Raw genomic sequence first — 19,345 nt, 5'->3', positions numbered from 1 at the left:
ACCCGGCGCGGTAGGGGTGGCACTACCCGGATTTGGGTGGTGACTTCCTCGATTCGCCGCAGGCTTTGTACTTGGCTGGTTGGTAGGCAGGAGGGCGCCGAGTCGGCGCCGCAACGACCGCCGATAGCGGGGGAGGCGCAGCGAGCGTGATCGTCTGGTCAGTGCTCATCGCCCTGGCGGGCGCTTTCTGCATGGCGCTCGGCTCGGCTCTGCAGGAGCGCGACGCGGTGCGGGCGCCCGGGCACAGCGTCGCGCGGGTCGGCTTCCTCGTGCACCTCGCCCGCCGCCCCCGCTGGGTGATCGGCACCGCGGGCGCGGGAGCGGGCGTCGCGCTGCACCTGGTGGCGCTCAGCGGCGCACCGCTGACGATCATCCAGCCCATCGGCGTCACCGGGCTGCTGTTCGCCATCGTGCTGTCGGCGCTGTTCAACCGCACCCGGGTCCGGGCCGGGCAGATCGCCGCCGGAACCGCCGTGATGGCGGGGCTGAGCGGACTCCTGCTGCTGTTCCCGCACAGTGCCGAGGTACCGCAGCTGTCCATCGGCACCGGACTCGGGCTGACCGGCGCCATCCTCGCGCTGGGCTGCGCCGTGTTCGCGGCGGCCCACTGGGTGCGGCCCGGCCCCCGGGTGCTGCTGCTGGCGACCGTCGGCGGTGCGGCCCTGGGCACCACCTCGGCCCTCGCCCGCGTGGTGGCGGCCAACGCCGCCGCCGACTGGACCGCGGTGTTCACCTGGCTGACGCCGATGTGCCTGGCCGCGGCCGTCCTGGGCGGGCTGTTCCAGCAGAACGCCTACCGCACCGGGCACTTCGCCGCCGCCTACGCCACGCTTCTGGTGGTCGACCCCGTCGTCGGAGCGGGGATCGGCGCGCTGCTGCTGGGAGAGGGCCTCCCGACGACCCCGCTCAACCAGGTGCTGGCCGTCGGCGCGGCGCTGCTGGCCCTCGGCGGCACCGTCGTGCTGGCCCTGGCGCGCAACCGCAATCCCGAGGCGCTCCGAGCGGTCGCCGACCGCGACGAGCCGACCGCCACCAAGCCCGGCAACGCATCGCCGGGTGCCCGAGCATCCACGACCACGACCTCAGGAGAGTCCCGATGACCCCCTTGAGCCAGCGATACCTGCCCCGTACCGGAGCCGGCGACGAGGCCGGCGGGCACGAGCGCCTGCGGGTTCTGATCGCGGCCGACACCTACCCCCCGGACGTCAACGGCGCGGCCTACTTCACCCGCCGCCTGGCCACCGGCCTGGCCGCCCGCGGGCACGACGTGCACGTCGTCTGCGCCTCGCCCACCGGCGAGCCCGGTATCAGCGCGGACTCCGGGGTGACCATGCACTACCTGCGGTCGGTGTCGGTGATGGTGCACGACACGATGCGCACCACCCTGCCGGCGGGAATCGGCGGACACCTCACCCGGCTGATCGAGCGGCTGCGGCCGCACGTGGTGCATGCGCAGAGCCACTTCACCGCCAGCCGCGCGGCCATCCACCGGGCGCGGCTGTCCGGCACCCCGGTCGTGCTGACCAACCACTTCATGCCGGACAACCTGTTCGCCCACGCCCACATCCCCGAGCGGCTGCACAGCATGGTGGGCGCCTTCGCCTGGCGCGACATGGTGCGGGTGGCCTATGCCGCCGACTACGTGACCACGCCCACCGAGCGCGCGGCCGGGCTGCTGCGGGACAAGGGCTTCACCCGGACCGTCGAGGCCGTCTCCTGCGGCATCGACCTGGACCGCTTCCACCCGCGCCCGGCCGAGCGCACCGCCGCGCGCGAGCGGTTCGGGCTGCCCGAGCGCGACACCATCGCCTTCGTCGGCCGGCTCGACGAGGAGAAGCGCATCGACGAGCTGATCCGGGCGCTGCCGCGGGTGCTGGAGCGCCGCGACGCGCAGCTCGCCCTGGCCGGGACCGGCCAGCGCGAGCAGGATCTGCGGCGGCTGGCGGCCGATCGGGGCGTGGCGGACCGCGTGCACTTCCTGGGCTTCGTGCCCGACGCCGACCTGCCCAAGTTCTACGTCGCCGCCGACATGTTCGCGATCGGCAGCGTCGCCGAGCTGCAGAGCATCGCGACGCTGGAGGCCATGTCGACCGGCCTGCCGGTCGTGGCCGCCGACGCGCTGGCCCTGCCGCACCTGGTCACGCCCGGGAGCAACGGCTACCTGTACGCGCCGGGCGACGTCGAGGCCCTGGGCGAGCGGCTGCTGGAGGTGCTGGAGCCCGAGAGGGCGCGCGCCGAGATGGGGGCGGCCAGCCGCGAGATCGCCCGCCGGCACGACCACCGGAGGTCTCTGGACCGGTTCGTCGAGATCTACGGCGAGGTCCGCCCGCGCCACTTCGCGGGCCTGCGCCGGTCGCGTACGGCGCTGAGCGCTCCCCGTGCGCGCCGCCCGGTCATCGCCGCCTGACCGCGGACGGCGGGCGGCCGCAGCAGTGCTTCCGCGGCCCCGGTGCCGAGGCCGGACGACCGGCGGCGGGTCGGCGGGGCCGGGTAAAGCTCTGCTTCCCGGCGTTTTGGGCAATCCGCCCAATCCGCCTTCATGAGCACCAACTAGCCGCATTGGCATCGTCGGTGACTTTCCGCATTCTTTGCGTCACATACCGGTGATACCGGGTCGGGTGCCGGATAGACCTTGTGATGTGTGGTTCGTTGGGACTGGCCGGCTGCGAGGGGCGGCGGACATCCACGGTGTCGCCGTCCGTCTGCGGCGGGTCCAACGTGAGGCCGACGAGTGCGATGCGGCGCTCGTCGGCCTGGAGCGGGCCCATGCCGACCTGCAGCGCAAGGTCGAGGACGCCGAGGCCGAGCTGGAGGCGCTGCGCCGGCAGCGCATCGACGCCTTCGAGCGCTTCTGGGTGACCCGCGAGCAGCGCGACCGCGCGCGCCACCTCTCCCGGCGGCTGCGCCGGCGCCTGCACCGCCTGCATCGCCGGACCCGCGTATTCGACGGCCTCATCGGCGACTGACAATGAGGATGTACTTGAGCGTCTCCCGGCGGGGTCTGACCCAGCGACTGACTGGCCTCGGGTCCTCAAGCGGATCTGTCGTTTCGCTGGAACGGGATCACGTGCGCTCGGCGCTGCGCAGCGCCTCGTCCAGCGTCTGCTGGACCTCGGCGGCCGCCAGGCGCAGCGCCCGCAGCGTGACGTCGATCGCGGGCCGGCGCATGCTGCTGGCGCGCACCACCGCGTAGACGTCGCGCGCCGGGGCCTGCGGCAGCACCCGGAAGACCAGTCCCGACGTGCCCCCGGCCAGCGCCAGGGCGGGCACCGCCGCGATGCCGATCCCCCGCGCCACCAGGTTCAGGATGGTGCCTTGGCCCTGGAACTCCCAGGCGGTGTCGGGCGCCCCGCCCACGGTGGCGAAGAGCCGGTCGGTGCCCGTCCGCGAGGGCTCGCCGCGGGGCGCCGCGATCCAGGGCTCCTCCAGCAGGCGGTGCAGCTCGACGGGGCGGCGTGTGTCGGCGAGCGGATGGTCGGACGGCACCGCCAGCACCAGCGGGTCGTGCAGCAGGTGCAGGTGCCGCAGCTTGCCCGTCCCCGTATCGGGCGGCCGCTCCGACCAGTCGTCGATCACGGCGATGTCCATCTCCGCCGAGGACACCTGGCGCACCCCGGCCGCGCCCACACTCTGCCGCAGCACCAGCTGCAGCCCCTCGTGGCGACGCAGGCTCTGCGCCAGCAGCGGTGCCAGGGCGACCGCCGCGGTGGGGAAGGCGGTGACGGTGACCGGCCCCAGCGCGACACCGCTCTGCTGGGCCAGCACCGACTCGGCCGCCTCGACCATGGCCAGGATCTGCTCGGCGTGCACGGCCAGCAGCCGGCCGCCGTCGGTCAGTTCGGCGCTGCGCGCGGTGCGGTCCAGCAGCTGGGTGCCCGCCTCGCGCTCCAGCGCAGACAGCTGCTGGGAGACCGCCGACGCCGTGTAGCCCAGCGCCTCGGCCGTGCCCGCGATCGTGCCCCGCTCCGCGAACTCCTTGAGTACCTGCAACCTCCGCAAGTCGAGCATAAGGTCAGCTTACTCTTAGCATCGAAAAGATTCGCTTGTGCTGATGGGGGGAAGTGGGCAGGGTTAAAGCAGGGAGTGATGCGAGCAAACGCGTCACCAACTGCACTTTCGTCACCGGACGTATGCGGAGTTGATCTCTTCATGTCTGTCACCGTGTCCGCCACCCTCGCCGTGAACGAGGCACTGGCCGAGAGACGGCGCCAAGGGCTGCCCGTCGTGCCGCTCGGCTTCGGCGAAGCGGGCCTGCCCGTCCACCCCGCCATGCGCGAGGCCCTGGCCGCGGGAGGTGGCAAGAACGCCTACGGACCGGTCGCCGGCGCCGCCGAGCTGCGCGACGCCGCCGCCGGCTACTGGCAGCGCCGCGGCCTGGCCACCGACCCCGACCTGGTGGTGGCCGGCCCCGGCAGCAAGCCGCTGCTCTACAGCCTGCTGCTGACCATCGGCGGAGACACCGCCGCGGCCGCACCGAGCTGGGTCAGCTACGCCGCCCAGGCCCAGCTGGCCGGCTACCGGTGCCTGCAGATCCCCACCGCACCCGCGCAGGGCGGGGTCCCCCAGCCCGACCTGCTGGCAGCGGCGGTACGGCAGGCCCGCGCCCGCGGCCGCGACGTCCGCTCCGTCATCGTCACCGCCCCCGACAACCCCACCGGAACCCTCGCCTCTGCCGCGACGGTCCGCCGCCTCGCCGAGACCGCCCGCGAGCTGGATCTGGTCGTCATCTCCGACGAGATCTACCGCGACCTGGTCTACGACGACGCGGCCGAGGTGCACAGCCCCGCCGAGTACGCACCCGAGCGCACCGTGGTCTCGACCGGTCTCAGCAAGAACCTGGCGCTGGGCGGCTGGCGGCTGGGCGTCGTCAGGCTGCCGGACAGCGCGCAGGGCCGCCGGCTGCGCGCCGGACTGCTCGGGGTCGCGAGCGAGATCTGGTCCAGCCCGGCCGCACCCATCCAGGAGGCCGCCGCCTACGCCTTCACCGAACCCCCCGAGCTCACCGACCGGATCCGCCGCAGCGCGCGGCTGCACGGTGCCGTCGCCCGCGAGACCGCCGACCGCTTCGCCGAGGCGGGCGCCATGGCCGCCGCCCCGCAGGCGGCCTTCTACTCCTACCCCGACCTGGAGGCCTGGCGCGGCCACCTGGCGCGCAAGCACGGCGTCACCACCGGTTCCGAGCTGACCGCGCTGCTTCTGGAGGACTACGGCGTGGGCGTGCTGCCCGGCTCGGAGTTCGGCGACAGCCCGCAGGCGCTGCGGATGCGCGTGGCCACCAGCCTGCTCTACGGCGAGACCGAGGACCAGCGCACCACCGCGCTCGAAGCCGACGACCCCGTCGCGCTTCCGTGGATCGCCGACCACCTCGACCGGCTCAGCGAGGTCCTGCAGGAGGTGGGGCCGGGCGAGGCCGCCGACGAGGTCCCCCGCGCCCCGCTCCGCTGAGCACGCCCGCGCGCGCCGACCGAGCGGCGGCGCGGCGGCCCCGGGCGCGCGGACCGGCTCAGGGCCGCCGCGACCGGGCGGTGAGCGGGGAGCGGACGCCGGTCGTTGCGGAAGGGCCGGGTCCGCACCCCGCCGCGGGACACTGTAACCCCGGTTCAGCCGCGTAGCGGAACGCGGGGCGGCGCAGCGGCCCCCGGCGTGATCACCGAGCGGTAGTGGTCGAGCAGTTGGTCACCCACGACGTCCCACGTCCGGGCCTCCACCGAGGGGCGCGCGGCCGCGGCCATGCGCCGCCGCAACGCGCCGTTGTGGATCAGCCGCCCCACCGCCAGCCGCAGCCGGCGCACCGAGGCCGGGTCGTAGAGCAGGCCGTTGCGCTCGGGCTCGACGAGGTCCAGGGGGCCGCCCGAGGCGGGCGCCACCACCGGTACGCCCGAGGCCAGCGCCTCCTGCACCGCCTGGCAGAAGGTCTCGTCGGCCCCGGTGTGCACGAACACGTCCAGGCTCGCGCACAGGCGGGAGAGGTCCTCGCCCGTGCGCTGGCCGGTGAACACCGCCGAAGGGATGCGGCGGCGCAGCCGGGCCCGGTCGGGGCCGTCGCCGACCACCACCAGCCGGGCTCCGCGCAGCCGCGCCACCTGCGCCAGCAGGTCCACGCGCTTGTCCTTGGACAGCCGGCCGACATAGCCGACCAGGACCTCCCCGCCGGGCGCGAGCCTCCTGCGCAGCGCGTCGTCGCGGTGGCGCGGGTGGAAGCGCGAGGTGTCGACGCCGCGCCGCCACAGGCTCAGCCGGGGGAAGCCGTGCTCGGCCAGCGCCTGGCGCGCGGCCGAGGACGGCACCAGCGTGCGGTCGACCGCGGCGTGGATCTGGCGCAGCATCGGCCAGATGGCCTCCGCTCCCGGTACGCCGTGCCGGGCCGCGAATCCGGGCAGGTCGGTCTGGTAGACCGCCACCGTGGGCAGCGCCATGGGGCGGGCGGCCTCGACCGCGGCGCCGCCCAGCAGCACGGGCGAGGCCAGGTGCACGACATCGGGCCCGAAGGCGCGCAGTGCGGCCGACAGCAGCCGGCGCGACGGCAGCCCGAGCGCGAACGAGCGGTACCCGGGAAGCGGCACGCTGGGCATGCGCACCACCGGAAAGCCCGCATACGTGGACGGGCCCGGCCCGGGGGCCAGGATCAGGGCCCGGTGGCCGCGGGCGCGCAGGTGGTCCGCCACGCGGCACACGGAGTTCGTGACGCCGTTGACCTGCGGTAGGAACGACTCGCTCACGATCGCCACGTTCAGCGGGCGGGCGGGATCGGGGGAGGGTGAGGAGGGATCGGGGGATGTGGACAGCGGGCGCATACGGCTCTCCCGTCATCGCGGGACTGCTCCTGCAGAGCACGCTAGACACGCCGTGTGAACCCGCACGGACAGCAGGCGAACGCCCCGTCGACGCGCCGCCGCCGGGAATGCGACACAGCCCGGCGCCGCCGCACCCGAGGCCGGCCGAACCGCCGCGGGCGCGGCCGGGCCTGCGGACCTGCGCTCACCCCCGCGCACCCGTATGATCGGCCACTGTCGCCCCGAACCCCTTCGGCAGAGGAGCCGCCATGACGCTGGTCGAATGGGCGCAGCAGGTCTGCGCCGAGCTCGAGCTCCCCGACGAGATCGGCAAGTCCGACGTCGATCGGATCCTCGACCTCGCCAAGGACGCCGCGCACTCGGTGGCCCGCCCGGCTGCGCCGCTGACCACCTACCTGCTGGGCATCGCGGTGGGCCGCGGCGCCGACCCCGCCGACGCGGCCGCCGCCGTCGCCGCGCTCGCCCGCGAGCACGCCGCAGGGGCCGCCGACGAAAGCTGAGAAGCGTAAGGCCACCTCTTTTGCATCAGGGCGCTCACGCCGCACTCCGACCTCGGGGCACAGGCGCAACACGTGTGTGGATGAACCGTGATTCGGGTGTTACGAGACGGTGTGACTCTGTCCTTGCGCAGGACCGCGTCCGCACGACAGCGCCGCGCACCGCTGCCGATCGCTCGCGCCGCACACGGCGCCGAACGCCGGTAGGCAGTGTCCCCGGATCCGATCGATAGGGAGAATCCCCAATGTCCGTACTCCAGGACTACCTGGACCTGATCTCCGGGGTGGTGTGGGGGCCGTTCGTCCTCATCCCCCTCCTGCTGTTCACCGGTGTCTTCCTGACGGTGCGGCTGCGGCTGCTGCAGTTCCGCGTGCTCTTCCACGCCCTGTGGCTGGCGCTGTTCCGCCGTAAGGAGCGCCATGAGGTCGAGGGTGACATCTCCCACTACCAGGCGCTGAGCACGGCGCTGGCGGCCACTGTGGGCGTGGGCAACATCGCCGGCGCCGCGCTCGCCATCGGCGCCGGCGGTCCGGGAGCGCTGTTCTGGATGTGGGTGGTCGGCCTTGTCGGCATGGCCACCAAGTACAGCGAGGCCCTGCTGGGTGTGAAGTACCGCCGCCAGGACGCCCACGGCGAGCAGAGCGGCGGTCCGATGTTCTACCTGCGCCGCGGCCTGCCCGGCGGGCTGGGCCTGGTGCTGGGCGGGGCGTTCGCCGTGTTCGGCGCCATCGCCTCCTTCGGCATCGGCAACGGCACCCAGGCCAACACCGTCGCCCAGCAGCTGAACAGCGTGTGGAACGTGCCCGACTGGGTCACGGGCCTCGTGCTGGTGATCCTCGCCGGCGCCGTCATCATCGGCGGCATCAAGAGCATCGGCCGCTTCGCCGCCGCGGTGGTGCCGGTCATGATCGTGCTCTACGTCGGCATCACGCTGCTGGTGCTGATCGTGCACATCGGCGAGCTTCCGTCCGCGCTCGCCCTGGTCTTCACCGAGGCCTTCACCGGCGCCTCGGCGACCGGCGGCCTGCTCGGCTCGGCGCTGCTGTTCGCCATCCAGCAGGGCGTGGCGCGCGGCATCTTCTCCAACGAGTCCGGCCTGGGCACCGGCGGTATCGCGGCCGCGTCCGCCAAGACCGACCAGCCCGTGCGCCAGGGCATGGTCTCGATGACCCAGACCTTCATCGACACCATCATCGTGGTGACCATGACCTGCATGGTCATCATCGTCACCGGCGCATGGAAGGCCCAGGACGCCGAGGACGGCTCGCTGCTGACCTCCCAGGCGATGTCGGACGGCCTGTCGACGCTGTCGCCGACCCTGGCGCCGGTGGGCAGCTACAGCGTCGCCATCGCCGTGATGGTCTTCGCCTTCACCACCATCGTGGGCTGGTCCTACTACGGCGAGCGCTGCATCGACTTCCTCGTCGGGCGCAAGGGCGTGCTGCCGTTCCGGCTCGTGTTCGTCGCGGTGGTCTTCGTCGGCGCGACGGTCCCGCTGGACATCATCTGGGGCTTCAGCGACATCGCCAACGGCCTCATGGCCATCCCCAACCTCGTCGGGCTGCTGCTGCTGTCGGGCGTGGTGGTCGCCGAGACCAAGCGCTACTTCGACAACCCGAACTGGAAGGACCCCGAGGCGCCGATGCCCAAGGTCTACGACGCCTGACCGGGTGCGGCGGGGCGGGGCCGGTGCTCCGCCCCCCTGCACCGCGGCCGAAGGGGGCGCCCGCCGCGAGCGGCGGGCGCCCCCTTCGCGTGGCTGAACCTTCTTTCGCCGCCGGATGCGTTCCGGCGGCCCGGCGGCGCCCGGAGGCCCGCGCGCGGGAGTCGGCGGATGCGGCTTTCCGCCCGGCCCGAGGTCGGGCTATTCCGCCGGCAGAGCCTCCCGCATCGCCTTCGCGGTCGAGGCCGGGTCGTAGCCTTCGGCGACGCCTTCGACCAGGATGATGTCGCCCTCGATGTGCCGTGAGCGCAGCGGTGCGATCTCCCGGTAGGCGGGGGAGTCCCACCAGGCCCGCGCCTCGGCGATCCCGGGGAAGCCGATCACCACCACACTCCCGGGCCAGGCGCCCTCCTTCACCTCGTGCTGAGCGGCGTGCACGAGGAAGCGCCCGCCGTGGGGCTCGAACGTGGCGGTGATGCGCTCGATGTACTCGGCGATCTCCGGGTGCGGGGCGGCCTCGTGCAGGCGGGCGATGGCGTAGGCGGGCATGGGGTTCCTCCGGTCGGTCGGGCACCGTACACCGGCGATCGTGGCAGGGGGGCGGTTCGGCGTCGATTACCCGGGAGGTAAGGCTCCGAAGCGCCGCCCGGACCACGTCCTCCCCGCCGGCGCGACGGGCACGCTGTGCGCCCGCCGCCGACCGCCCGCAGGACGGGGCGCGGCGCCGGAGTCAGGCCTCCGAGCCCCACCAGCGGTGGAAGTGGTGCACCGGTCCCTTGCCGCGGCCGGCGTCCAGCTCGTCGGCGTGGCGCAGCGCCTCGGTGAGATAGTCCTTGGCGTCGCGCACCGCCTCGGAGTAGCTGCGCCGCTGCGGGCGCAGCGCCGCGATCGCCGAGGACAGCGTGCAGCCCGTCCCGTGCGTGTTGCGGGTGGGGATGCGCTCGGCCGAGAACGTCTCGGTCAGGCCGTCGGGCGTGACCAGGAGGTCGGTGCTGCTCTGCCCGCTGAGGTGGCCGCCCTTGAGCAGCACCCGCTTGGCGCCCAGCTCCAGCAGCCGCTCGGCCTGCTCCCGCATGGAGGACAGGTCGCGGCGCTCGTTCTCGCCGAGCAGTTCGGCCGCCTCCGGCAGGTTGGGGGTGACCAGGTCGGCGCGCGGCAGCAGGTCGGCGCGCACCGCCGCGATCGCCTCGGGGGCGAGCAGCCGGTCGCCGCTCTTGGCCACCATCACCGGGTCCACCACCACGTTCGGCGGAGCGTAGGAGTCCAGGGCCTTCACCACCGCCCCGACCACCCCGGCGCTGCCCAGCATGCCGATCTTGACGGCGTCCACCTGCGCGTCGGTCAGCAGCGTGTCGAGCTGGCGGGTGACGAACTCCGCAGGAACCTCCTGCACCGCGGTCACGCCCACGGTCGACTGGGCGGTGAGCGCGGTGACGACGCTCATGCCGTAGCCGCCGAGGGCCGAGAACGTCTTCAGATCCGCCTGGATGCCGGCCCCGCCGCTGGGGTCGCTGCCGGCGATGGACAGGATGTTGCAGGTCCTCACATGCGTTCCTTCGCTGCTCCGGGCCGGTCGCGGGCCGAGTCGACGCACCGCAGCAGGTCCGCGCGCAGCGCGGGCCGGCGGACGGCGGCCGAGGGCACGCCGGACGGCACGCCCTCACCCGAGTCGTACCCGCCTGCGCGCGCCCGCATATTCCGCGTTCACGGCGAAAAGGCTCCGAACGGATCACGGCGCCCGCGGTCCGGCGCAGGCCGCGGGCCCTCAGCGCCGCTCGGCGGGCCCGCCCGCGTGCACCGCCGGGCCCTGCTCGCCGGGAGGGCCGTCGGGGCCCCGACGGGCGTGTACGGCGCGCTCGGCGAGCATCACGGCCGCGACGACGGCGAACCCGGCCGCCATGAGCGCGGCCGTCACCCAGACGTCGCCCTCGGGCGCCAGCAGCGTGCGGTCCTGGTCCTGCCAGGGCCACAGCGCGCGCAGCGAGCCGGCCATCAGACCGGTCAGCACCACCAGCGTCAGGTGGTGGTAGCGGTCCAGGAGCAGCTGCAGCAGCTTGACGAAGAACGCCAGCCCGATGATCGCGCCGATCAGGAACGTGCCGAGGTAGCCGAGGTCGCGGTCGTGGACGGCGCCCATGGTCGAGGTGTAGAGGCCGATGGTCAGCAGGATGAACGATCCCGAGACCCCGGGGAGCACCAGCGCGCAGATCGCCACCGCGGCGGCCGCCATGACGACCAGCGGGTTGGGGTCCACGTGGGCCGCCGGGAGCCCGGTCAGCACGAACGCGCCGGCGGCCGCCGCCAGCGCCAGGAGGTAGTGCCCGGCCTTCCAGCTGCGGCCCGAACCCCGGTAGGGCACCCACAGCGAGGCCAGCACCAGGCCGAAGAAGAACGCGTAGGAGCGCTGCTGCTCCCGCTCGACCAGCGGGGCCAGGAACGTCGCCGCCACCGCCGCGGCGCAGACCATGCCGATCAGCACCGCGATCACGGCGCCCCAGTCGGCCTTGGCGAACTCGCCGCGGGCGCGCTGCAGCCCGCGCCCCTTGACCAGGTCCACGGCGGCCGTGCGCACGCCGCTGGCGGCGTGTCCGGCCGAGGTGATGAGGGTTTCGTAGATCCCGACGATCAGGGCGATGGTGCCGCCGCTGACCCCGGGTACCACTTCGGCCGTGCCGATCAGTGCGCCGCGGACACCGTTGACTATGTGCGTACCGACTGTCTTGGCCATGACTCCGGTTTCGTCTGGTCGGGTAGCGGTTGGTTCGAGGGGGCGCCCGACCGCGAACGGCGCGGCCGGGGCCGGTGTTGGAGAGTGCTTCGAGTCTAGGGTCCGCCGGCGGCGCCGGCGGCGCTCGGCGGCCGCGGGACCGGCCGGGGACCCGGCCCGGAGAGCGGGTGACCGGGGCGGGGTCGGTGCCGAAGGCGGCGGAGCGCGTTTCGCGCGTCACCGGTCGCAGCGGGCGGAGCTACTTCCCGATCAGCATGCTGGCCAGGAACTCCACCAGCAGGGGGGCGAGGATCAGGGTGACGACGCCGATGACCACGGACACCACCAGCCGCGTCCAGCCGAGCCGCCCCGGACCGGCGGCCGAACTCAGGCCCGGCTGGGCCATCGCCGCCGGCATCGCGGCGCCGGACGGCCGCCGGGCGGGGCCCGGATTCGTGCCGACCTCGGCGAGCGCGCCCGAGACGTCGAGCTGGGTGGGGGTGAGGTCCTCGGTGCCCGAGCCGTTGACCACGCGCTCCAGCGCCGAGTCCAGGTCGCCGTCGCCCAGCCGGTGGTCGGGGTCGGGCTGCAGCATGCCGTTGAGCACGGGTCTCAGGGCCCCCGCGCGCTGCGGAGGGTCGGGCGGGTCCTCCAGCGGCGCGGTCAGCCGGGAGGCGTTGGTCGCGCGCTCGAAGGCCGAGCGCCCTTCCACCGCGAAGTAGAGGGTCGCGCCCAGCGACCACACGTCGGCGGCCGGCGACCTGACGCCGTGGCGCAGGCGCTCGGGCGCGACGTAGCCGGGCGATCCGGGCAGCCGGCCGGTCAGCGTGAGCTTGTCCTCGGAGTCGGAGACGGCGATGCCGAAGTCGGACAGCATCGCGCGCCCGTCGGGCAGCAGCATGACGTTGGCGGGCTTGACGTCGCGGTGGACCACACCGTGCCGGTGCGCCGTGTCGAGCGCCGCGAAGAGCTGGCGGCCGATCTCGGCCGTGCGGCGCGGCGGGAGCGGGCCCTCCTCGGCCACCACCCGGTCCAACCCGCGCCCGGAGACCAGTTCCATCACGATCCAGGGGCGCTCGTCCTCCTGGATGACGTCGTGGATGGTGACGATGCCCGGATGGGTGCTCAGCGCGGCGCAGATCCGGGCCTCGCGCATGGTCCTGGCCAGCAGCTCCTCCCGCTTCTCCGGGTCCAGTTCGGGGGAGGCCCGCATCTCCTTGATCGCCACCTCGCGGTGCAGGAGCCCGTCCGCGGCGCGCCAGACGGTGCCCATGCCGCCGTGGCCGATCGGCGCGATCAGCCGATAGCGGTCGGCGAGAATGCGGGGGGCCATGTCCACAGACCATAGCGGTAGGCGGCGCCGCTGTGGACGGCCCGGCCGTCACCGGTTGGACACGGTTCGCGAAGCGCGATGCGGGGCGTGTGCGCGCCGCCGCACCGCGGTCAGCGGCCCCCGTCCGGCCGCGGCGCCCCGAGCGGGGAGTCGGTACCCACCAGGCCGGCCGCCCAGCGGTAGTCCTGCTTGCCGACGGCCGTGCGGCGCACGCGGTCGACGAGGTGCACGCTGCGGGGGACCTTGAACCCGGCGAGGTGCCGGCGGCAGTGCCGGCGCAGTCCGTGCGCGTCGAGGGCGCCCTGCGCAACCGGGGCCACGATCGCGGCGACCCGGCGGCCCAGAACGTCGTCCGGCGCTCCCACCACGATCGCGTCGGCCACCCCGGGGTGCGCCTTGACCACGGACTCCACCTCCTCGGCGAACACCTTCTCGCCGCCGGTGTTGATGACGGCCGAGCCCCGGCCCAGGAGGGTGACGCCGCCGTCCTCGGCGACGGTGCCGAAGTCGCCGGAGAGCACCCAGCGGCGGCCGTCGGGGTCGACGGGGAAGGTGCGCGCCGTCGCCTCGGGGTCGCCGAAGTAGCCCAGGGGAATGCGCCCGGTGCGGGCGATGCGCCCGATGCGGTCCGACCCCGGAGGAAGCGGCCGCAGCCGCTCGTCGAGCACCGCCACACTCGCGCCCACCGTGAAGGGCGCCTCGTCGACGCCGCCGGCCGCACCGCAGACCCCGGTCTCGGAGCCGCCATAGCTGTCGTTGATCACGATCGCCGGGCGCCACGCGCGCCACATCCGCCGGACGGCGGGAGTGAGCGGAGTGCCGCCGGAGGTGAGAACGGCCAGTTCCGGGCAGCGCTCGGGCTCCCCGGCCAGGCGGCGGGCCAGCGGGCGGGCCATCGCGTCGCCGACGACCTGCACGGTGTGCACCCGCTCGGCTTCGGCCAGCCGCACGGCCCGGTCGGCGTCGAAGCCCGCGTCGGCGGAGAGCACGACGGTGCCGCCGGCGAAGAGCGCGGAGAGCGCGTTCCACTGCCCGGCGGCGTGCATCAGCGGCCCCAGCACCAGCAGCCGCGCGGGAGAGCGGTCCCGGGCGCGCTTGGCGACCTCCTCGGGGCCCGAGGCGCGCGGATGGCCGCGCCCGCGCCGCTCCAGGGCGGCGCGGAACAGATCGGCCTGGCTCCACAGCACGCCCTTGGGCCGGCCGGTGGTGCCTCCCGTGTAGAGGAGGTAGCGGGCGTCGTCGACGGCGTCGCGGTCGGCGACGGCCACGGACGCGGACGGGGCGGCGGCGAGCGCGTCGGCGTAGTCGGCGGCGCCGGGCACCCCGACGCCCCGCTCCTCCCGGAAGCAGGGCGGGCCGCCGTCGTCGACGAGGACGGTGTGGCGCAGCGCGGGCAGTCGCGAGCCGCCCTCCAGCAGCCGGGCGGCGTGCGCCCGTTCGGCGATCAGGGCCGTTGCGCCGGAGTCGGCCATCACCTGCTCGAGCTCGGTGCGGATGTAGCGCTGGTTGAGGTTGACCGGGACCGCGCCCGCGCGGAGCACGCCGAAGAACGCCTCCAGCCACTCGATGCTGTTGCCGCCCAGGATCGCCACGTGCGACCCCGGCGCGGTGCCCGATGCGGCGAGATGCGCCGCCAGCCGGTCGGCGTGCTCGTCGAGCCGGGCGTAGGTGCGGCTCCGCGAGCCGTCGGTGAGCGCCGTGCGCTCCGGCACGGCCGCCGCGACCGCGCGCAGCAGCCCGGCGAGCGTGAGGCGCCGGTCGCCGTCGCGGCGGGCGTCGGCCCGGCCGCGCCCGCCCTGAGCGGTCGCGGTGCGGCGGGCCCGTGCGATGCGCTTGGCCGTCTCCTTCATGGGTCCCCCAGCGGCGGTCTACCCGAGAAATGCCGGAGCGACCGATGATGCCTCTATGGGGCGAATCACAGCAGGCCGGGGGTGCGCTAAGGCGATTCTTACGGGTCCGTCAGCAGCGGGCGGCGCACCCGGGTGCGTCCCGCGCGCCGGGCGCGAAGGGCCGTTTCTCCGGCGCGCTGCGCTGGGCGCGGGGCGCTGCGGATGGGGGCCGGTGCCGCTCTCGCACGGCCGCGGAAGAAGCCAGGGGCCCTTGCCGACTGACGAGAACGCGGCGGGACCGGCGCTGCGGCGCCGCCCAGGACGACAGCGACCCGTCGAACACGCCCGGGACGCGCTCCGCGAGGGTGCCGCCCCCCTCCCGCCGCGCTGCGGCGCCGGACGCGCACCAGCGGCCACCGGCGGCTCAGGCGTACCGGATCGGGCGCTTCGCCCCGACAGCGAACGGGTATCCACTGAGCGGCAATCGATCAAGGGTGATCGGAGGAACCTGGATGAGCGAGACCCGCGCTCTGGGACCGCAGGAGACCGGTGGCGACCCCGCCGGAGCCGCCTACTCGACCGCCGAACACATCAGGCTGGCCGAGACCCATTCCGCACACAACTACGCCCCCCTGTCCGTCGTCGTCGCGGAAGGCGACGGCGCATGGGTGACCGACGTCGAGGGGCGCCGCTACCTCGACTGCCTGGCCGGCTACTCGGCCGTGAACTTCGGGCACCGCAACCCCGAGCTCGTCGCCGCCGCCCGACAGCAGCTGGAACGCGTCACGCTGACCAGCCGCGCCTTCTACCACGACCGGTTCGCGCCCTTCGTCACCGCGCTGGCCGGCCTCGCCGGCAAGGGCCGGGTGCTGCCGATGAACTCCGGCGCCGAAGCGGTGGAGACCGCTGTCAAGGTCTCCCGCCGCTGGGCCTACGACGTCAAGGGGGTCCCCCCGGACCAGGCCACCATCGTCGTCGCCGGCGGCAACTTCCACGGCCGCACCACCACCATCGTCTCCTTCTCCGACGACCCCGACGCCTACGGCGGCTACGGGCCCTACACCCCCGGGTTCCGCACCGTCCCCTACGGCGACGCCGACGCGGCCGCCGAGGCGGTCGACTCCACCACCGCGGCGATCCTGGTCGAGCCCGTGCAGGGCGAGGCCGGCGTGATCGTGCCGCCGCCCGACTACCTGCCCCGGCTGCGCGAGCTGTGCGACCGCAACCGCGTGCTGCTGATCGCCGACGAGGTCCAGTCGGGCCTGGGGCGCACCGGCACCGTGCGGGCCTGCGAGCACACGGGAGTCGTTCCCGACGCCTACCTCTTCGGCAAGGCGCTGGGCGGCGGCATCCTGCCGGTCTCGGCGATGGTCGCCGACGAGGACGTGCTGGGGGTCGTCAAACCCGGCCAGCACGGCAGCACCTTCGGCGGCAACCCCATGGCCTGCGCCCTGGGCACCACCGTGGTGCGTATGCTGCGCGACGGCCCCTACCTGGACAACGCGCGGCGGCTGGGCGAGCTGCTGCGCACCCGGCTGAAGGAGTTCGAGGGCCGGGGAGCCGTCTCCACCCGGTGCATCGGCCTGTGGGCGGGCATCGACGTGGCACCCGAGCTGGCCACCGGCCGGCGGATGTGCGAGCTGCTGGCCGAACGGGGGGTGCTGGTCAAGGACACCCACGGCTCCACGATCCGGCTGTCGCCCCCGCTGGTGGTCTCCGAGGACGACCTCGACTGGGGCCTGGACCAGATCTCGGCGGTGCTGACCGAGCTGGGGGCCGACTCCTGAGCCGACCGCCGCCCGCTGCGGCGCGCACGCTCACCCGTTAGGGGCTTCCCGCCGGCCGCGCGGTCGGCGGGAAGCCCCGCGCCGCGCTCAGAGGGGGCGGGCTCAGTCCAGCTCGCCCGCCAGGACCTCCGGCTCGGCGCTGTCCAAGGTCGCCTGCGCCGCGTAGAGCGCGCGGTCCGGTCCCTCCTCCAGCTGGCTCAGGATCCGCTTGGTGAAGGCGCGGTGCCCGCGTGCGTTGGGGTGGAAGGTGCCGTGGTCGACCTGGACGCCCTGGGCGAACCCGCCCAGCAGGACGCCGTTGAGCCAGGGCTCGTCGGCGCCCACCTCGTGGCCCTTGAGCGCGCTGAACATGCGCACGTACTCCACGCTGCCGGTCTGGCGCTCCTCCACGATCTCCGAGTCCAGCCCGGCGACCTTCTCGCGCACCCGGGTGCTGAACTCCTTGAGCTTGCCGTTGAGCCACTCCTGGTCGTCGGGGGCCAGGGTGTAGTACATGCCCGAGGGGTCGGTGGGGAAGAGCCGCGGATAGCCCACGACCAGGATGCGCGCGTCGGGGGCCCGCTCGCGGATCTCGCCGACGATGTCCTCCAGGGTGTCGTCGAACAGGCGCATCCGCTTCTCGATCTCCTCCTCCTGGTCGCGGCAGGCGGTGGACTCCATCAGCGGGACACGCACCATGCACCCCCGCAGCACGCTGGTGAACCCGAGGTCGTTGCCTCCGATGCCGATGGTGACCAGCGAGGTGTGCGCGGTCACCCGCCCGATCTGGGAGTCGCGTTCGCCCACCGACTCCAGCATCGACGCGCCCCGCTGGCGGCTGCAGGCGAAGAACCCGAGCTCCCCCGCGAAGTCGAAGGAGTCGGCCACGCGCCGGGGGTAGGCGTTGGCCGAGCGCCGGCAGCCGCCCTCGCCGGCCGTGCCCGGCGCGTAGTCGCCCGCGCCCTCGCCCGAGGAGTAGGAGTCGCCCAGCGCGATGTAGTTGCCCCACGAGGCGGCCTCCCGCGGCGTGAGGCGCTGCCGCCAGCCCGAGGCCCCGTCGTGGTCGCGCCGCGGGTCCTCCAGCCGGGTGCAGCCCTCGCCGGTGGCGTCGCACCAGGCGGCCCGCAGGCCTTCGCGGGTGACCGGGACCACCAGCACGGCGACGCACACCAGCACGAGGGCCGCGGCCGTCGCGCCGACGATCCGTGCGCGACGGCTGATCTCGGGGATGCGCACCGCTCCTTCTGCCTCCCGTTCCCGGCGCTTGCGCCCGCCGCCGGAGCCCTGTGCGCCCGGCGCCGCGGACCGGCGTCCACTGCACGAAGGCTACCCGCGCCGCCGGCGCCCTCAGCGGAAGTCGGCGACCGGTCCCGTCGAGGGCGCACCGCGTGGGCGGGACGCCACCACCGCCTCCAGCGCGCGGTCCACCTGCGCGCCGGTGAGGTCGGCGCGCGCCGTCAGCCGCAGCCGGGCCCGGCCGTCGGGCACCGACGGAGGCCGGAAGCAGCCCACCGCCACGCCCGCCGCGCGGCACCGCTCGGCCCACGCGACCGCCTCCTCGCGGGACCCGGCGAGCACCGATACCACGGCCGCGTCCGGCACCGTCGCGGCCAACCCGGCCGCGCGCAGCTCGGCCGACAGCCGCCGCGCCGTTCCGCGCAGCCGGCGCGGGCGCGCGGGGTCGGCCCGCAGCAGCCGCAGCGCCGCCAGCGCGGCGCCGGCGGCGGGCGGGGCGAGACCGGTGTCGAAGACGAAGGTGCGCGCGGTCTCGACGAGGTGCCGGACCAGGGTGCGCGGCCCCAGCACCGCGCCGCCCTGGGCGCCCAGTGCCTTGGACAGCGTCACCGCCGCCGCGACTCCCGGCGCCCCGCGCAGTCCGGCGGCGCTCAGCGCCCCCGTTCCGCCCTCGCCGACCACCCCGAGGCCGTGCGCGTCGTCGAGAAGCAGCGCGGCGCCGTCCGCGGCGCAGGCGCGCGCCAGGCCGGCGACGTCGGTCAGGTCACCGTCCACGGAGAACACCGTGTCGCTGAGCAGCGCCCGGTGCTCCCGCGCGCAGCCGGCCAGCGCCGCCCGCGCGGCGCCGGTGTCGCCGTGGTCGAACAGCAGGATCTGCGCGCCCGCCGCCTTGGCCAGGCGCGCGGCGTCGATGAGGGAGGCGTGGTTGCCGCGGTCGCACACCAGCGCCGCCGATCCGCCGGCCACCGCCGTGACCAGGCCCAGGTTCGCGGTGTAGCCCGAGGAGAACACCAGGGCAGCCTCGGCCCCGTAGAACTCCGCCAGCTCCTCCTCCAGTTCGCGGTGCAGCTGCGTGTCGCCGCTGACCAGGCGCGAGCCGGTGGCGCCCGCGCCCCAGCGCCGCGCCGCGGCGGCCGCGGCGCCGGTCACGGCGCGGTGGCGCGCGAAGCCGAGGTAGTCGTTGCCGGCCAGGTCCACCGCGCCGGGGACCGTGTCGGGGCTGCGCGGGCGCAGCCGCCGGGTCAGCCCCGCCGCGGCGCGCTCGGCCGCGGCGGCGCCGAGCCGGTCGAAGGGATCGTGCTCGCCCATGCCGTCCTCGTCGTCGGTCTCCAGGTCGCCCGCCCCGGGTCGCTCCGCGGCGGCGGGCCCCGCCGCGGCGCCCGGCCGCCGCGACGCCGTTGGCGCGGTGGCCGGGTCGCGCGAAGCGGCCCCGCCGGGGCGCGCCCCTCCCTGCACGGCCCGGCCACCGCGCCAACGGCGTTGCGGCGGGCGGGGGCCGCGGCGGGGCCCCCCGCCGCGG

Annotated in this window: 16 protein-coding genes; 7 read left to right on the top strand and 9 right to left on the bottom strand. The window is 74.7% G+C overall.

From position 1 onward, the window contains the following. The first annotated feature begins 146 nt into the window (after positions 1-146). The 3 genes from ABD284_RS13530 to ABD284_RS13520 all read left to right on the top strand — a co-directional run bounded on the left by ABD284_RS13530 (position 147) and on the right by ABD284_RS13520 (position 2,966). Complete coding sequence (locus ABD284_RS13530; protein WP_344143293.1) at positions 147-1,100, top strand: DMT family transporter; 954 nt, start codon at positions 147-149, stop codon at positions 1,098-1,100. A gap of 65 nt (positions 1,101-1,165) precedes the next feature. Continuing rightward, positions 1,166-2,407: a glycosyltransferase gene (locus tag ABD284_RS13525; protein ID WP_344143546.1), complete on the top strand. Its 1,242-nt coding sequence runs from the start codon at positions 1,166-1,168 to the stop codon at positions 2,405-2,407. 232 nt (positions 2,408-2,639) lie between these two features. Further along, positions 2,640-2,966 carry a hypothetical protein gene (locus ABD284_RS13520; RefSeq protein WP_344143292.1) on the top strand — a complete coding sequence of 109 codons (327 nt, stop codon included), beginning with the start codon at positions 2,640-2,642 and terminating at the stop codon, positions 2,964-2,966. A gap of 97 nt (positions 2,967-3,063) precedes the next feature. Here ABD284_RS13520 and ABD284_RS13515 read toward each other — a convergent pair whose 3' ends face one another. Then, complete coding sequence (locus ABD284_RS13515) at positions 3,064-4,008, bottom strand: LysR family transcriptional regulator (protein ID WP_344143290.1); 945 nt, start codon at positions 4,006-4,008, stop codon at positions 3,064-3,066. A gap of 141 nt (positions 4,009-4,149) precedes the next feature. On the opposite strand from ABD284_RS13515, the gene ABD284_RS13510 reads away from it, so the two are divergent. After that, on the top strand, positions 4,150-5,445 hold the full coding sequence (locus ABD284_RS13510) for a pyridoxal phosphate-dependent aminotransferase (RefSeq protein ID WP_344143289.1): 1,296 nt from the start codon (positions 4,150-4,152) through the stop codon (positions 5,443-5,445). 155 nt (positions 5,446-5,600) lie between these two features. On the opposite strand, the gene ABD284_RS13505 is transcribed toward ABD284_RS13510, so the two are convergent. Further along, positions 5,601-6,794 carry a glycosyltransferase family 4 protein gene (locus ABD284_RS13505; RefSeq protein WP_344143287.1) on the bottom strand — a complete coding sequence of 398 codons (1,194 nt, stop codon included), beginning with the start codon at positions 6,792-6,794 and terminating at the stop codon, positions 5,601-5,603. Between the two features lie 248 nt (positions 6,795-7,042). On the opposite strand from ABD284_RS13505, the gene ABD284_RS13500 reads away from it, so the two are divergent. Next, on the top strand, positions 7,043-7,294 hold the full coding sequence (locus ABD284_RS13500) for a DUF6457 domain-containing protein (RefSeq protein ID WP_344143286.1): 252 nt from the start codon (positions 7,043-7,045) through the stop codon (positions 7,292-7,294). Between the two features lie 242 nt (positions 7,295-7,536). Next, positions 7,537-8,958, top strand: coding sequence for an alanine/glycine:cation symporter family protein (locus ABD284_RS13495; protein WP_344143285.1), 1,422 nt, complete (start codon positions 7,537-7,539; stop codon positions 8,956-8,958). Between the two features lie 198 nt (positions 8,959-9,156). On the opposite strand, the gene ABD284_RS13490 is transcribed toward ABD284_RS13495, so the two are convergent. The 5 genes from ABD284_RS13490 to ABD284_RS13470 all read right to left on the bottom strand — a co-directional run bounded on the left by ABD284_RS13490 (position 9,157) and on the right by ABD284_RS13470 (position 14,845). Further along, complete coding sequence (locus tag ABD284_RS13490) at positions 9,157-9,504, bottom strand: DUF1330 domain-containing protein (protein WP_344143284.1); 348 nt, start codon at positions 9,502-9,504, stop codon at positions 9,157-9,159. Between the two features lie 181 nt (positions 9,505-9,685). Then, positions 9,686-10,501 carry a bifunctional hydroxymethylpyrimidine kinase/phosphomethylpyrimidine kinase gene (gene thiD / locus ABD284_RS13485; RefSeq protein WP_344143283.1) on the bottom strand — a complete coding sequence of 272 codons (816 nt, stop codon included), beginning with the start codon at positions 10,499-10,501 and terminating at the stop codon, positions 9,686-9,688. Positions 10,502-10,720: 219 nt separating this feature from the next. Continuing rightward, positions 10,721-11,683, bottom strand: a complete 963-nt coding sequence (locus ABD284_RS13480) for a DUF368 domain-containing protein (protein WP_344143282.1) — start codon at positions 11,681-11,683, stop codon at positions 10,721-10,723. Between the two features lie 238 nt (positions 11,684-11,921). Then, complete coding sequence (locus ABD284_RS13475) at positions 11,922-12,995, bottom strand: serine/threonine-protein kinase (RefSeq protein ID WP_344143281.1); 1,074 nt, start codon at positions 12,993-12,995, stop codon at positions 11,922-11,924. Between the two features lie 110 nt (positions 12,996-13,105). Continuing rightward, on the bottom strand, positions 13,106-14,845 hold the full coding sequence (locus ABD284_RS13470) for an AMP-binding protein (RefSeq protein WP_344143280.1): 1,740 nt from the start codon (positions 14,843-14,845) through the stop codon (positions 13,106-13,108). A 491-nt stretch (positions 14,846-15,336) separates the two neighbouring features. Between ABD284_RS13470 and rocD the strand changes: the two genes are divergently transcribed. Continuing rightward, complete coding sequence (rocD, locus tag ABD284_RS13465) at positions 15,337-16,611, top strand: ornithine--oxo-acid transaminase (protein ID WP_344143279.1); 1,275 nt, start codon at positions 15,337-15,339, stop codon at positions 16,609-16,611. Positions 16,612-16,713: 102 nt separating this feature from the next. Here the strand turns inward: rocD and ABD284_RS13460 are convergent, their stop codons facing one another. Then, positions 16,714-17,826 (bottom strand): SGNH/GDSL hydrolase family protein, encoded by a 1,113-nt coding sequence (locus tag ABD284_RS13460; protein ID WP_344143277.1) that lies wholly within the window; start codon positions 17,824-17,826, stop codon positions 16,714-16,716. Between the two features lie 111 nt (positions 17,827-17,937). Continuing rightward, entirely contained in the window at positions 17,938-19,134 is a 1,197-nt protein-coding gene (locus ABD284_RS13455) for an aminotransferase class I/II-fold pyridoxal phosphate-dependent enzyme (protein WP_344143275.1), read from the bottom strand. Positions 19,135-19,345 lie beyond the last annotated feature (211 nt).

The organism is Streptomonospora arabica (genome assembly GCF_039531585.1).
Classification (GTDB): Bacteria; Actinomycetota; Actinomycetes; order Streptosporangiales; family Streptosporangiaceae; genus Streptomonospora; species Streptomonospora halophila.
This window is presented reverse-complemented; position numbering and strand designations above follow the sequence as displayed.

Excerpts from the sequence above, each read along its gene's own strand:
- ABD284_RS13475 (WP_344143281.1), bottom strand. The coding sequence starts at position 12,995 with ATGGCCCCCCGCATTCTCGCCGACCGCTATCGGCTGATCGCGCCGATC.
- ABD284_RS13455 (WP_344143275.1), bottom strand. The coding sequence starts at position 19,134 with ATGGGCGAGCACGATCCCTTCGACCGGCTCGGCGCCGCCGCGGCCGAG.
- ABD284_RS13470 (WP_344143280.1), bottom strand. The coding sequence starts at position 14,845 with ATGAAGGAGACGGCCAAGCGCATCGCACGGGCCCGCCGCACCGCGACC.
- ABD284_RS13510 (WP_344143289.1), top strand. The coding sequence starts at position 4,150 with ATGTCTGTCACCGTGTCCGCCACCCTCGCCGTGAACGAGGCACTGGCC.
- ABD284_RS13515 (WP_344143290.1), bottom strand. The coding sequence starts at position 4,008 with ATGCTCGACTTGCGGAGGTTGCAGGTACTCAAGGAGTTCGCGGAGCGG.
- ABD284_RS13505 (WP_344143287.1), bottom strand. The coding sequence starts at position 6,794 with ATGCGCCCGCTGTCCACATCCCCCGATCCCTCCTCACCCTCCCCCGAT.
- ABD284_RS13480 (WP_344143282.1), bottom strand. The coding sequence starts at position 11,683 with ATGGCCAAGACAGTCGGTACGCACATAGTCAACGGTGTCCGCGGCGCA.
- ABD284_RS13495 (WP_344143285.1), top strand. The coding sequence starts at position 7,537 with ATGTCCGTACTCCAGGACTACCTGGACCTGATCTCCGGGGTGGTGTGG.
- ABD284_RS13500 (WP_344143286.1), top strand. The coding sequence starts at position 7,043 with ATGACGCTGGTCGAATGGGCGCAGCAGGTCTGCGCCGAGCTCGAGCTC.
- ABD284_RS13490 (WP_344143284.1), bottom strand. The coding sequence starts at position 9,504 with ATGCCCGCCTACGCCATCGCCCGCCTGCACGAGGCCGCCCCGCACCCG.
- rocD (WP_344143279.1), top strand. The coding sequence starts at position 15,337 with ATGAGCGAGACCCGCGCTCTGGGACCGCAGGAGACCGGTGGCGACCCC.